We start from the raw sequence: 13,522 nt of genomic DNA on the forward strand, positions 1-13,522 counted from the left end.
TTGATCAGGGCTCCAGCCGCGCCTGCAGTTGCTCCAGCCCATCGTTGAGTGCCTGCTCCAGCTCGCGTTTGTAGCGCAGGTAGAGGCTGGTGGACCCTTGCTCGTCCTCCAGCAGCTCGGACAGGTCGAGGTCGGTGATGTAGCAGCGGTAACTGCCGCTGCCGCGGCGCTGGCGGAGGATCTGCCGGGCGACCACGGCATACAGCTGGTCGCCATGCTCCAGTTCGGAAAACTCCTGCTGGTCGCAGTAAAGGGTGACATGCACCTCTTCGCCCGTGCCGGCCTGGAGGATCGCCTGAACTTCGAAATACGCCTGGTTCTGGTTGTCCGAAGGTGCCGGTCTTGGCTCCAGGCTGCGTGCCTTGCCGATGCCTGAGGGCAGCAACTGGTAATAGAGGATGCGCAGCGATGCCAGCGGCAGGCTGTCCAGTGGCAACTGGGCGTCGCGGCGCATCAGCATCGATTGCAGGAAGCGTTGCAGCGGCAGTAGCAGGTGCGGCTCGTCCTGCAGTGGCAGCCGTTGTTGCCAGAGCGCGTTGTGCTCATCGAGCACGTACAGGTCGGCCCAGCCCTCGAACAGGCGGTAGAACACCTGGATGCAGCCGGGCTGGCCCTGGGCCAGGACCAGCGGCAGGTCGTGGTCCTGCAGGGCGTGGGTGTCCAGGTGCAACGGGCTGTATCTGCCGCGCTCCTCGCCGAGGGCCGCCAGCACCGCGTCGTGGTCGGCGAGGCTGGCCAGGGTCACCTGCCCGGGCTGCAGGTCGAGGATGTGGGTGTGCTGGGCCACCTGCAGCAGGTAACGGTGATTCAGGCCCTGGTCGAGCAGCAATTGCACGGTGTCGAAGATCTCCTCGACCCGCTGGCTGATGGCCTGGGCGCGGTTGTGGCAATAGCAGCGTACCCGCACCCGCGGGCGGTGGCTGCGCTGGCCCAGGCTGTTGAGGAAGTCGCGCAGGCAGCGCGCCAGCGCATGCTCGCCGTCGTAGCGTTGCACCAGCACCTCGTTCCAGCTGTTGAGGGTGATCTGGTCGAGGGTCAGCACCAGGTTCTCGCGCACCCCGGCGTAGCTCAGCGAGTCGGTGCGCTCAGTGGTCATCAGAATGTTCAGGTCGCGCTGATGGCGCAGCGGGTCGACGCCGACATTCACCAACAGCAGGATCTCGTCGGCCACGCTCGGCTGCAGCAGGCGCACCTCGCTGACTGTCTCCAGGGGCAGAGGGATGCTCTGCTGCAGGCTGCCTATCAGGTTGAACAGCTCGAACTCGCTCAGGTCGCTGACACCTGGGTGCAGGGCCAGGCGGGTGCTGCTGTCGATCACGCCGTTGCGATGGGCCCAGGTGAGTAGCTCTAACAGTTCGCGGCAGCGCTTGATCGGGCTGAAGTGCTCCCACTCGTGCACGCCCAGGTTGCCGTTGTACAGCCCCCAGTGGTGTGTGCCCGGTTCCTTGCGGTTGGGTGATTGCACCAGGGTCAGGGTATCCTCGGCCAGGTCCGGGGCGATGCCCGGGTTGATCACCTCGATCTTGCCGGCCCGGCGCTCGAAGGCGGCGTAGAGGCGGCGGCCAAGCACATTGAGGTCACGCTGGTCGGCGCGGCTGTTGGCGTTCTGCTGGCGGGCAAACTGGGTCAGGAAGCGGTAGCTGTGGTTCAGCTCTGCCACCAGTTCGCGGCGCTCGACCGCCACCTGGCGCACTTTCCACTGGCTGCGACTGTCGAGCAGTGCCAGTTGGCGCTCGTCCCAGCCCCATTCTTCGGTCAGGCGCCCCAGGAGCTGGCGTTGCCAGCCCCCGCTACGTGTGCGGCCCTGGTCGCCGAGCTTCTTGTTTACCTTCAGGTACAGGCTGCGCCGCACCAGCTCCAGGCGTGCCGGCTCGCCGCGCAGGAGCAGGTAGCGTTCGATGCGGCGGTAGACCATCACGTAGGGGTCGAGCTCATCCAGATCCAGCTGGTTGGCGAACACGGCCCGCTTGTAGTCCAGGCTCAGGCAACGCACCTGCGGGTGCTCGCTGGCGTAGGCCTCGGTGAGCAGCAGCTTGAGCAGCGACTTGTAGGGTGAGTCGATACCCTTGAACAGCTGCCACAGCCCGGCGCCGACGAACTCGCCCGACGGAATGTGCGCCAGGTGACCCAGGTCGAGATCGTCCTGGGCGCGGACGAAGCGCTTGGACAGCAGGGTCTGGGTGTAGTCGCGGTAGTTGTGTTCCTGGTACACCGGCACCAGCCACCACAGCGGCGTGCGCCCGGCCAGCCAGATGGCGGTGCGGTAGAACTCGTCGAGCAGCAGGTAATGCTGGGTGGTGCCGCAGTCGTCGGAGCTGAGCTGGCCATCGCGCTCGCCCTGGACGAAGCCCCGGGGTTCGATCAGGAAAAAATGAGCTTCGGCGCCTTGGCTGGCCGCCCAGGTTTCGAGCAGCTGGCACTTGCGTCGCAAGTCGGCCACGGCCTGCTCGTCCAGGTCCGGTGCATGGCACACCCACAGGTCCATGTCGCTCTGCTCGGCCTGGGCCAGCGTGCCGAGGCTGCCCATCAGGAACAGGCCGTGGATCGGCTGCGGTGGTTTGCCGTGGCGTGGCTTGTAGGTGAATGAGCGGGTCAGGCGCTGGGCTTCGGCGAGCAGCTCGTCGTCGGGCTCGAAACCGGAGACACCGGCGGGGGTGGTGCCGGAAACATAGCCTGGTAGCAGCGGATGATTGACGTGGAAGAACAGCGGCAGCAGCGTAAGGACCTGTTGCTGGCGTGTGGATAACCCTTCCATCGCCCGTGCCAGACGGCCCTGGTTGATCTTCAGGAAGCGCGCGCGCAGCTTGGCCAGCTCCTTGCGGTCGATGCCTTGTTCCAGGTCGGGGCGGATTTCGTGGGGGTGGTTCATTGCGCGCTCAGGCAGGCCGGGGGAAGCACTGGCGAGTTTAGCCTGAGTGGCGCGGTCGGATAAGGGGTTGGTGGCTTTTTGACGTCAGATTGCACACATCTTGCTTGGCTTCTGCAACGGGGTAGGCCCGCCCCCATGTTTTTGCGGGGGCGGGCTTGGCGAATTTCAGGCAGGCTGAGGCGTTTTCAGAACCCTGAGGAGCAACTGCACACTCTCGGCGGCGTCAGTGCCCAGGCTGGTGAGATAGCCGCCGTCGGGCTGGTCGGTAAGGCCTTTGTCGTGCAGACGCTTGGCTGCGGCGACCAATGCCGGGGAGGCGTCACTGCACACCTTGATGCCTTCCTGGTGACTGTCCAGGTTGAACTGGGAAAGGACTTCCAGTTCGGCGATCAGTTCGGGGTTGAAGGGCATGGGCTACTCCTGACTTCGAGACAAGGATGGAAGTCAGGAGTGTAGTCAGGTTTATTCGATGGCGCCTTGATCCGCCTCAGGTGGCAGCTCCGGCAGGGCGCGCAGGGCGGTTTCGTACCACTCGGTATCGAACGGGCGATCTTCGTCGAGCATGGCGTCGATCTCGATGGCCAGCACGTGGGCCATGAGGTTGAGGATGTCTTCACGCTCGTAGCCGACCAGTGTCAGCTTGTTGAAGGTGGCCTTGGCGGCCGGCGGCTCGCCGCTTTCGATCTGGTTCTCGATCGCCTGGGTCAGGGTGGCCTCGGCGAAGTCTTCTTCATCATTGCTGTCGATGTCTTGGGGTTCGCTCATGGCGGTGCTCCTGTGGTAAGGCGCACAGTGTGCCACGCCTGCGCTGGCAATGCCCGGCCATCAGCGCCGGGCATGGCACTGGCCAAGGGTGGGCAAGGGAGCTATAACAGCCGGGCCAACCCCATACGGCCTTGGAGGCTGTCTCAATGCTCAAGCTTCATGGATTCGCGGTCAGCAACTACTACAACATGGTCAAGCTGGCCTTGCTGGAGAAAGGCGTGCCCTTCGAAGAGGTGCCGTTCTTCGGCGGCCAGTTGCCTCAAGCCCTGGCCATCAGCCCCCGTGGCAAGGTGCCGGTGCTGCAGACCGAGCACGGTTTCATCAGCGAGACCGGGGTCATCCTCGACTACATCGAGCAGACCCAGCCGGGCAAGGCGCTGCTGCCGGCCGATGCCTTCGGGCAGGCCAAGGTGCGCGAGCTGCTGCGGGAAATCGAGCTGTATATCGAGCTGCCAGCGCGTACCTGCTACGCCGAGGCGTTCTTCGGCGCGGCGGTGGAGCCGCTGATCAAGGAGCGGGCGCGGGCCGACCTGCTGGCGGGTTTTGCCACCCTCAAGCGCAATGGCAGGTTCGCGCCTTATGTGGCCGGTGAGCAGCTGACCATCGCCGACCTGATGTTCTGTTTCTCGGTCGACCTGGCCTGCGCGGTGGGCAAGAAGGTGCTGAACATCGACTTCCTGGCGGATTTCCCGGAAGCGAAGGCGCTGTTGCAGTTGTTGGGCGAGAACCCGCACATGGCGCGGATCGTGGCGGACAAGGACGCGGCGATGCCGGCATTCCTCGAAATGATCAAGAACAAGCGCTAACGCTGTAAACAATCGCGGGGCAAGTCGGGCCGCCGCATCGCCGCTCCCACGAGCCTTGTCCAGGCCTTGTGGGAGCGAGCTTGCCCCGCGAGTGCGTTGTCAGCGCGAAGCCAGCAGTGCCTGGCCGCGAGCCACTGCCGCGCGCACCTGGGCCGGCGCGGTGCCACCGATGTGGTTGCGGGCGTTGACCGAACCTTCCAGGGTCAGCACGGCAAACACGTCCTGCTCGATCTGGTCGCTGAACTGGCGCAGCTCTTCCAGGCTCATCTCGGCCAGGTCCTTGCCGGTGTCGACGCCATGCTTCACCGCGTGGCCGACGATCTCGTGGCAGTCACGGAACGGCAGGCCGCGGCGCACCAGGTAGTCGGCGAGGTCCGTGGCGGTGGAGAAGCCGCGCAGGGCCGCTTCGCGCATGATCGCGTGCTTGGGCTTGATCGCCGGGATCATGTCGGCGAAGGCGCGCAGCGAGTCGCGCAGGGTGTCGGCGGCGTCGAACAGCGGCTCTTTATCTTCCTGGTTGTCCTTGTTGTAGGCCAGCGGCTGGCCTTTCATCAGGGTCAGCAGGCCGGTCAGGGCGCCGAACACGCGGCCGCTCTTGCCACGTACCAGCTCGGGTACGTCCGGGTTCTTCTTCTGCGGCATGATCGAGCTGCCGGTGCAGAAGCGGTCGGGCAGGTCGATGAACTGGAACTGCGCGCTGGTCCACAGCACCAGCTCTTCGGAGAAGCGCGACAGGTGCATCATGGCGATGCTGGCGGCGGCGCAGAATTCGATGGCGAAGTCGCGGTCCGAGACGCCGTCCAGCGAGTTGCCGGCCACGGCTTCGAAGCCCAGCAACTTGCAGGTCAGCTCGCGGTCGATCGGGTAGGTGGTGCCGGCCAGCGCGGCGCTGCCCAGGGGCATGCGGTTGGCGCGCTTGCGGCAGTCGACCAGGCGCTCGTAGTCGCGGCTGAGCATTTCGAACCAGGCCAGCAGGTGGTGGCCAAAGGTAACCGGCTGGGCGGTCTGCAGGTGGGTGAAACCGGGCATGATGGTTTCGGCTTCACGCTCGGCCTGTTCCAGCAGGCCCTTTTGCAGGCGGGTGATCTCGGCCAGGATCAGGTCGATCTCGTCACGCAGCCACAGGCGGATGTCGGTGGCCACCTGGTCGTTGCGGCTGCGGCCAGTGTGCAGCTTCTTGCCGGTGATGCCGATGCGGTCGGTCAGGCGCGCCTCGATGTTCATGTGCACGTCTTCCAGGTCGACGCGCCAGTCGAAGGTGCCGGCCTCGATCTCGCCCTGGATGGTCTTCAGGCCATCGATGATGGTGTCGCGCTCGGCGTCGCTGAGTACGCCGACCTGCGCCAGCATGGTGGCGTGGGCGATCGAACCCATGATGTCGTGGCGGTACAGGCGCTTGTCGAAATCGACCGAGGCGGTGAAGCGGGCGACGAAGGCGTCGACGGGCTCACTGAAGCGGCCGCCCCAGGACTGATTGGTCTTGTCGGTGCTCATGGATTCACTCGTTGAAGGCGTGAACGGAAAAGTGGCGCCGATCATAGCAGGGTTGCGCCCGCCGCCGCAGGGCGCTGGTCGCGAGAATCGTCCGGTAACAAGGGGGTGCGGCATATTCAACGATTGAACGGCAGTGTTCCACGGAGCGTCTACAGTTGGACAAAGGACTGGCGGTGAATCTGCCAGGCCAGTGAATCTTTGGCCTTCGCACCGGTCTGTAGCGTGACCGCGTTTCGGTCGCCCCACACTTGTCTACGCTATACCCGTGCGAGACTCACTCAGGAATCCAGCGCAATTATGAATGTCCTGATCGTTGATGATGAACCCCAGGCCCGCGAGCGCCTGAGCCGGCTGCTTGGCGAGCTGGAGGGTTACACCGTGATGGAGCCCAGCGCCACCAACGGCGAGGAGGCCCTGACCCTGATCGAAAGCCTCAAGCCCGACGTGGTGGTGCTGGACATCGGCATGCCGGGCCTCGATGGCCTGCAGGTCGCCGCCCGGCTGTGCGAGCGCGAGTCGCCGCCGGCGGTGGTGTTCTGCACCGGCGACGACGAATACGGCAGCGAAGCGTTCAGGGACAGCACTTTGAGCCATGTCGAGAAGCCCATCCAGCCCCAGGCGCTGCGTGACGCCTTGCGTCGGGCTGAAAAACCCAACCGCGCCCAGCTGGCGGCGTTGACCCGCCCCGCAGGCGATACCGGCGGCGGCCCACGCAGCCATATCAGTGCCCGCACGCGCAAGGGCATCGAGTTGATCCCTATTCCCCAGGTCATCTATTTCATCGCCGACCACAAGTACGTCACCTTGCGCCACGAGGCAGGCGAAGTGCTGCTCGACGAACCCCTCAAGGCTCTGGAAGACGAGTTCGGCGAGCGGTTTGTGCGTATTCACCGCAACGCACTGGTTGCCCGTGAGCGCATCGAACGGTTGCAGCGCACGCCGCTGGGGCATTTCCAGCTCTACCTGAAGGGGCTAGAGGGCGATGCCCTGACCGTCAGCCGTCGGCATGTGGCCGGGGTGCGCAAGATGATGCAGTCCTTGCACTGAATACCCTTCGACAGCGTGAGAGCGGCCTTGCCCCGCGATAAGGTGCATTGCCCACCATCGCAATCGCGGGTCAAGCCCGTTCCCACGTGGCGCTTTGCTGATCTGAATCTGCGGGCACACCCGGAGGAGCTGTTATCATCGACGGCATTTCTCTGGTTCGGGGCGTTTCATGTCCACTCGCGAAATCCGCATTGCCACCCGTAAAAGTGCCTTGGCCCTGTGGCAGGCCGAATATGTAAAAGCCCGCCTGGAGCAGGCGCACCCAGGTCTCGTCGTAACCCTGGTGCCCATGGTCAGCCGCGGCGACAAGCTGCTCGACGCGCCGCTGGCGAAGATCGGCGGCAAGGGCCTGTTCGTCAAGGAGCTGGAAACCGCCCTGCTCGACAACGAAGCCGACATCGCCGTGCATTCGATGAAAGACGTGCCCATGGACTTCCCCGAAGGCCTGGGCCTGTACTGCATCTGCGAGCGCGAAGACCCGCGCGATGCCTTTGTTTCCAATACCTTTGCAAGCCTCGAGGCACTGCCGGCCGGCAGTGTTGTCGGCACTTCGAGCCTGCGCCGCCAGGCGCAACTGCTGGCGCGTCGGCCCGATCTTCAGATCCGCTTCCTGCGCGGCAACGTCAATACGCGCCTGGCCAAGCTCGATGCCGGCGAGTACGACGCCATCATCCTCGCCGCCGCCGGCCTGATCCGCCTCGGCTTCGAGGACCGCATTACCGCCTCCATCAGTGTCGATGACAGCCTGCCGGCTGGTGGCCAGGGCGCGGTGGGGATCGAGTGCCGTAGCGCTGATACCGAGATTCATGCCTTGCTGGCGCCGCTGCACCATGCCGACACCGCTGACCGGGTGGTGGCCGAGCGTGCCCTGAACAAGCGCCTTAATGGTGGCTGCCAGGTGCCGATCGCCTGCTACGCGGTGCTTGAAGGCGAGCAGCTGTGGCTGCGTGGCCTGGTTGGCCAGCCCTCCGGTGGCACCTTGCTGGTGGCCGAAGCCCGCGCTGCGCGCGTGGATGCCGAGGCCTTGGGCATACAGGTCGCCGAAGACCTGCTGGGGCAGGGCGCCGAGGCGATCCTCAAGGAAGTCTACGGCGAGGCCGGCCACCCGTGAGCCCCTGGCGCCTGCTGCTGACCCGCCCTGAAGAGGACTGTGCGGCACTGGCGCAGACGCTGGCCGACGCGGGTATCGCCAGCGCCAGCCTGCCTTTGCTGGTGATCGAGGCGCTCGCGCCGGACCCGGCGCAGATGCAGTGCCTGCGGACGATCGCCGGGGCTCAGGCCATCATCGTGGTCAGCAAGCCGGCGGCCCGCCTGCTGCTGGAGCAGCTCGCCCAGGCGGGAGTGAAGCCGCCTTCCGCAGGTTGGTTCACGGTAGGTGAGGCGACGGCGCGAATTCTTCAGGAGCATGGGCTGCAAGTGGCCTTTCCAGCGGCCGGTGACGACAGCGAGGCCTTGCTCGGGCTGCCCGCCTTGCGCGAGGCTATTGCTGAGTCACCGAGGCCTCGCGTCCTGATCGTGCGCGGCGTCGGAGGTCGTGAACTGCTGGCCGAGCGTCTTGCCGAGCAAGGTGCTAGTGTCGATTATCTGGAATTGTATCGCCGCTGCCTGCCCGACTACCCTGCCGGAACCCTCGCCCGACGCATCGATGGGGAACGCCTCAATGGCCTGGTGGTCAGCAGTGGGCAGGGGCTGGAACACTTGCATCGACTCGCGGGTGCGCACTGGCCGCGGTTTTCCCGATTGCCGCTGTTCGTGCCCAGCCCACGGGTCGCTGAACAGGCCCGCGCACTCGGGGCGCTGGATATTGTGGATTGCCGTGGCGCCAGCGCCGCGGCCTTGCTGGCAGCCGTGCAGCGAACCGCTGCGCCTGCCTCTTAAGGCGCTAAGCTAGAGAGCGATGCGCCACCATGCAAAGGATGGATACGTGAGCGAAACTGTCTTGTCCAACACCGAACAGCCCGTGGCGTCCGAGGCGCCGGAATCCGCCACCGCCAAGCCCGCCCGACGCTCCGGCAACGGCCTGGCGCTGCTGGCTCTGCTACTGGGCGCCGCAGGCGTCGCGGTCGGCGGCTGGGGCGTCTGGCAGGTTCGCCAGCTGCAAGGCAGCGAACAAGGCCAGGGCGAACACCTGCAAGCCCTCAACCAGCGCGCCGACGCGCTGCAGCAGCGCGAGCAGCAGCTCAGCGCGCAGCTGGCCAGCCTGCCGGCTGCCAGCGAACTGGAAGATCGCCGTCGCCTTGTAGCGCAACTGCAGGGCGACCAGCAGCGCCTGAGCCAGCGCCTGGAGACCGTATTGGGCGAAAGCCGCAAGGAGTGGCGCCTGGCCGAGGCCGAGCACTTGCTGCGCCTGGCGACCCTGCGCCTGTCGGCGTTGCAGGACATCACCAGTGCCAAGGCGTTGGTCGAGGGCGCCGATGAAATTCTTCGTGAGCAGAGCGACCCGGGCGCCTTCGCTGCCCGCGAGCAGTTGGCACGTAGCCTGGCGACGCTTTCCAGCACCCAGCAGCCGGACCGTACCGGCCTGTTCCTCAAGCTCGCCGCGCAGCGTGAGATGGTCCAGCAGCTCAGCGCCCAGTCGCCCGAGTTCGACAGCCAGGCCGACGCCATGGGCGCCCTGACCGCCGATGGCGATGGCGCCAGCCGCTGGTCACAGTGGTGGGCGGAAATGTCCAAGTACTTCCAGATCGAGTTCAATGCCGACGACAACGTTCGCCCGCTGCTGTCCGGCCAGTCGCTCAACCAGCTGCGCCTGGCCCTGAGCCTGACCATCGAACAGGCGCAATGGGCGGCGCTCAATGGCGAAGCCAAGGTCTACACCCAGGCCCTGGACGATGCGCGCAGTGTGTTGCTGGCCAACTTCAACCCGGACAATCCGCAGAGCAAGGCGATGCTCGACAACCTCAACCAGCTGGCCGACCAGCCGGTGTCGGTGGTCACGCCTGACCTGAGCGAGAGCCTGGCTGCGGTGCAGGCCTATATCCAGCGTCGCCACCTGCCGGCTACCACGGAAGGGGCCAAGCCATGAAGCGCGTTTACCTGCTGGCAGTGTTGGCGATCGTTATTGCCGCGGCGCTGGGTATCGCGATCGCCAAGCACAGCGGCTACGTGCTGATCGCCTACGGCGGCTTCCGCTATCAGTCGGGGCTGTGGGCGGCACTGGGCGCGCTGGTCGGGATCGTCCTGCTGTTGCTGCTGGCGCGTTACCTGGTCGGGCTGGTGCTGACGTCCTCCGGGGTGGTCAACCCCTGGTCGCGGCGCAACCGCAGCCGCCGCAAGCGCATCGCCATCGAGCAGGGGCAGCTGGACCTGGCCGAGGGGCGCTGGGCAAGTGCCCAACGCCACCTGCAGCGTGCCGCCGAATCCGATCGCCAGCCACTGCTCTACTACCTCGGCGCCGCCCGTGCCGCCAACGAACTGGGCCGGGTCGAGGAGCGTGACCAGTTGCTCGAGCGCGCCCTGGAGCGCCAACCCCAGGCAGAGCTTGCCGTGGCCCTGACCCATGCCCAACTGCAGATGGACCGCGGCGAAAGCGACGGGGCGCTGGAGGCCCTGCAGGCCATGCAGGAGCGCCATCCGCATAATGCGCAGGTGCTGCGCCTGCTGCACCGCCTGCACCTGGAGCGTGGTGACTGGCCGGCGCTGATCCGCCTGCTGCCTGACCTGCGCAAGCACAAGGTGCTGCCAGCGGCCGAACTGGCCGACCTGGAGCAGCGTGCCTGGGGCCAGAACCTGGGCCTGGCGGCGACCCGTGACGAGGACCCGCAGACGGCGCGCCAGGCGCTCGAGCGCGCCTGGCAGCAGTTGACCAACGCCCAGCGCCAGGAGCCGCAACTGGTGTCGGCCTATGCCGAGCAGCTGCGCCAAATCGGCGCCCAGGGTGAAGCCGAGCAGGTGTTGCGCGGCGCGCTCAAGCGTGGCTACGAAAGCCATCTGGCCCGCTTGTATGGGCTGGTGCGCGGCGATGATCCTGGGCGCCAGTTGCAGACGGCCGAAGGCTGGCTGAAGGAGCATCCGCAGGACCCTAGTCTGTTGCTTACCCTAGGGCGCCTGAGCCTGCAGAATCGCCTGTGGGGCAAGGCCCGTGACTACCTGGAGAGCAGCCTGCGCATGGAGCGCAATCCAGAGGCTTGCGCGGAGCTGGCGCGGCTTCTGGCTGGCCTTGGCGAGACCGAGCGCAGCAACCAGCTGTTCCAGGAAGGCTTGGGGTTGCTGGATGAACGTCTGCTGGCGCTGCCGTTGCCGGAGGGGGTTCGGGCCTGAAGGGGCCTGGGCTCGCCCCACGCAGAGCTCATTGCCCTCGTGGGGCCGTGCCTGGCACCGGTTTTGTTGCCTTGGCATGCGTAAATGGCGGGCGCTGAACTTTCCTTCGTCCGTGTCGGAATGTTCCCACTTTCTACGAAAATGATTCCCTATCCATTCAGCGACTTGTCTGCGCTGTAGCGACTTGATACAAAGCGCCCCTTTCCTCTACCGTTTCAAATCACATCTCCTCTTTTCGGATCACCTTCGCCCATGTCGCTGGCCTGCCTGCGCAGCTTTTTCTTTCCCGCCTTCCTGGCCGCCGTCGCTGTGCTGGTGGCGTCGTTTCGCCTCGAGAACGTGGTCGGCCTCGACCCTTGCGCGCTGTGCTTCAGCCAGCGCCTGATGCTGGGGCTCTATGCGCTGGCTTGCCTGGGTGCGGTCGTCCACGCCGGTCAGCAGCGATTGCATGCCCGGTTGGCCTTGGGGTTCTCGGTTGCCGGCGCCTTGCTCGCCGGTCGACATGTCTGGTTGCAGGCCGAGCCGTTGCCGCTCAGCGGTTGTCATCTGCCGCTGGCGCACCTGATGGAGCGTCCCTGGGGCGAGATCCTGCGAACCTTCCTGCTGGGCAGCCCGGAATGCGTGTCGATCAACTGGAGCTTTCTCGACCTGACCCTGCCTGAATGGAGCCTGCTGGCGTTCCTGTTGCTGGCCGCGCAACCACTGTCGTGGCTGGTGGTGTATCGATTGCGCCACGGCGCGGTGGCTTGATCCAGCGCAACGAGCCGGGGATTGCGCGACCAGTGGTGGCCGGCAGAGGGATTAAACGCTTGTATGAACTTAGTCTGCTGCGTACCTTGATGGGCAGGTCGCGCGGGAATAATCTCCCAGCACGCATACCGAAAATACAACTGCTCGATGCCGTTTGCTGATGTCACCTTTGTGCCACGGTGTTGTGTCGCGAGGTGCAGCGGCATCTACCCAGAAGGGAAGAGATCGCCATGCTCGATAGTTGCCAGAACGCCCAGGAACGCTGGGGCGGTGTTCACAAGCTGATCGACCGTTGGCTCAAGGAGCGCGAGGAGCTGGTGCAAGCCTTCCGCACCTTGCGCGATGCCAAGCCGGCTTTTGCGGACAAGGATAAGAACCGCGATTTTTGCGCTGTGCTGGTCGATTACGTGTCAGCCTGGCATTTCGAAGTCAGTGAGCAGTTGGTCACCGAGGCCAAGGCATTCGGTGATCAGAAGGCCCTGAAACTGGCTGAAGAGATCAACCCGCGAATCAACGACAGCACCCAGATCGCACTGGCCTTTAATGACCACTGCGAGAAGGGCGAATGCACCGATATCGAGCGCTTCGCCGAGAAGCTGGGAAAGCTAGGAAGCTTGCTGCGAGAGCGCTTCGAGCTGGAGGACTGTCTCATCGAAGTGCTGCACACTGCGCACAAGGTAGAGGATCCGGTGCAGGCCTGATTCAGTCGGCCACGTCCAGCAGTTCGATCTCGAACACCAGTGGGGTATAGGGTGCGATCAGGTCACCCGCACCGTCGGCGCCGTAGGCTTGCGCCGACGGGATCACCAGGCGCCATTTGGCCCCCGCTTTCATTCGTGGCAGCGCCACCTGCCAGCCCTCGATCACCGAGTCCAGCTTGAACCACTGAGGTTGCAGGTTCTGGTCGAACACCGTGCCATCCGGCAGCTTGCCCACATACCGTACTTGCACGCGTCCATTGGTCTTGGGCTGCGCACCGCTGCCGCTGGCCAGTTCGCTGTAGAGAACGCCCTCGGGCAACTCACGGGCTCCGGCCTTGGCCCGCTCACCCGCGATAAAGCGCTTTTCGGCCTCCCCCAGCTTGTCCACCTGGGCCTGCTCTGCGGCGGCGTTGGCTTGTGTTTCGTGCTGTTCGAGGATGGCCTGCATGCGTGACTTGGCAATCCGTGGCGGCTCGCCCTGGTAGGCCTGGCGCAGCCCTTCGACCAGTGCGTCGAGCTGCAGGCCGGGCACTTCCTGACGCAACCGCTCACCGAGGCTGCTGCCCAGGCTATAGGCCAGGTCGCTGTCGTTGACGGGGGTGGTCTCGGCATTGGCCAGGGAGAGCGGCGTCACCAGGCACAGGCCGAGAATCAGATAACGAGGCATGGAGGTCTCCTGCGGCAATGAGCGCGAAGTATGCCAGCGTTGTTGGCCAGAGATGTGTAAATATCGGCACTGCACTAATGGGCAACTACACTTGTTTCCAGCTGCAAGACAACAACTTTGCCCAGGCATGCAACGCGGCGCTACCGAGACTGTCAACATGCCC

The 13,522-nt window shown here is 65.1% G+C and carries 13 protein-coding genes; 8 read left to right on the forward strand and 5 right to left on the reverse strand.

The genetic code is table 11. From position 1 onward, the window contains the following. Window positions 1–4: 4 nt before the first annotated feature. From AC3WL2_RS03770 to AC3WL2_RS03780, 3 genes are all read right to left on the reverse strand, one after another. A complete protein-coding gene (locus AC3WL2_RS03770; protein WP_102683526.1) occupies window positions 5–2,869 on the reverse strand; it encodes a class I adenylate cyclase in 2,865 nt (954 codons plus the stop codon). Between the two features lie 165 nt (window positions 2,870–3,034). Then, window positions 3,035–3,280, reverse strand: coding sequence for a TIGR02647 family protein (locus tag AC3WL2_RS03775; RefSeq protein ID WP_102683525.1), 246 nt, complete (start codon window positions 3,278–3,280; stop codon window positions 3,035–3,037). A gap of 51 nt (window positions 3,281–3,331) precedes the next feature. Continuing rightward, window positions 3,332–3,634, reverse strand: a complete 303-nt coding sequence (locus AC3WL2_RS03780; RefSeq protein ID WP_102683524.1) for a hypothetical protein — start codon at window positions 3,632–3,634, stop codon at window positions 3,332–3,334. A 146-nt stretch (window positions 3,635–3,780) separates the two neighbouring features. Between AC3WL2_RS03780 and AC3WL2_RS03785 the strand changes: the two genes are divergently transcribed. Beyond that, a complete protein-coding gene (locus AC3WL2_RS03785; protein WP_102683523.1) occupies window positions 3,781–4,440 on the forward strand; it encodes a glutathione S-transferase in 660 nt (219 codons plus the stop codon). Between the two features lie 99 nt (window positions 4,441–4,539). On the opposite strand, the gene argH is transcribed toward AC3WL2_RS03785, so the two are convergent. Continuing rightward, window positions 4,540–5,934: an argininosuccinate lyase gene (argH, locus tag AC3WL2_RS03790; RefSeq protein ID WP_102683522.1), complete on the reverse strand. Its 1,395-nt coding sequence runs from the start codon at window positions 5,932–5,934 to the stop codon at window positions 4,540–4,542. Window positions 5,935–6,231: 297 nt separating this feature from the next. Between argH and AC3WL2_RS03795 the strand changes: the two genes are divergently transcribed. From AC3WL2_RS03795 to rsd, 7 genes are all read left to right on the forward strand, one after another. Beyond that, complete coding sequence (locus AC3WL2_RS03795; protein WP_102683521.1) at window positions 6,232–6,981, forward strand: LytR/AlgR family response regulator transcription factor; 750 nt, start codon at window positions 6,232–6,234, stop codon at window positions 6,979–6,981. A gap of 169 nt (window positions 6,982–7,150) precedes the next feature. After that, a complete protein-coding gene (gene hemC / locus AC3WL2_RS03800) occupies window positions 7,151–8,092 on the forward strand; it encodes a hydroxymethylbilane synthase (RefSeq protein ID WP_102683520.1) in 942 nt (313 codons plus the stop codon). Next, window positions 8,089–8,859: a uroporphyrinogen-III synthase gene (locus tag AC3WL2_RS03805; RefSeq protein WP_102683519.1), complete on the forward strand. Its 771-nt coding sequence runs from the start codon at window positions 8,089–8,091 to the stop codon at window positions 8,857–8,859. Before hemC ends, AC3WL2_RS03805 begins: the two co-directional genes overlap by 4 nt. A gap of 46 nt (window positions 8,860–8,905) precedes the next feature. Continuing rightward, window positions 8,906–10,006, forward strand: a complete 1,101-nt coding sequence (locus tag AC3WL2_RS03810; RefSeq protein ID WP_102683518.1) for a uroporphyrinogen-III C-methyltransferase — start codon at window positions 8,906–8,908, stop codon at window positions 10,004–10,006. Continuing rightward, window positions 10,003–11,241 (forward strand): heme biosynthesis protein HemY, encoded by a 1,239-nt coding sequence (locus AC3WL2_RS03815; protein ID WP_102683517.1) that lies wholly within the window; start codon window positions 10,003–10,005, stop codon window positions 11,239–11,241. Before AC3WL2_RS03810 ends, AC3WL2_RS03815 begins: the two co-directional genes overlap by 4 nt. Window positions 11,242–11,493: 252 nt before the next feature. After that, window positions 11,494–11,991, forward strand: coding sequence for a disulfide bond formation protein B (locus AC3WL2_RS03820; protein WP_102683516.1), 498 nt, complete (start codon window positions 11,494–11,496; stop codon window positions 11,989–11,991). Between the two features lie 230 nt (window positions 11,992–12,221). Continuing rightward, on the forward strand, window positions 12,222–12,692 hold the full coding sequence (gene rsd, locus AC3WL2_RS03825; RefSeq protein ID WP_102683515.1) for a sigma D regulator: 471 nt from the start codon (window positions 12,222–12,224) through the stop codon (window positions 12,690–12,692). A gap of 1 nt (window position 12,693) precedes the next feature. Here rsd and AC3WL2_RS03830 read toward each other — a convergent pair whose 3' ends face one another. Continuing rightward, on the reverse strand, window positions 12,694–13,359 hold the full coding sequence (locus AC3WL2_RS03830; protein WP_102683514.1) for an FKBP-type peptidyl-prolyl cis-trans isomerase: 666 nt from the start codon (window positions 13,357–13,359) through the stop codon (window positions 12,694–12,696). Window positions 13,360–13,522: the final 163 nt, after the last annotated feature.

This window comes from Pseudomonas sp. FW305-96, from assembly GCF_058783825.1.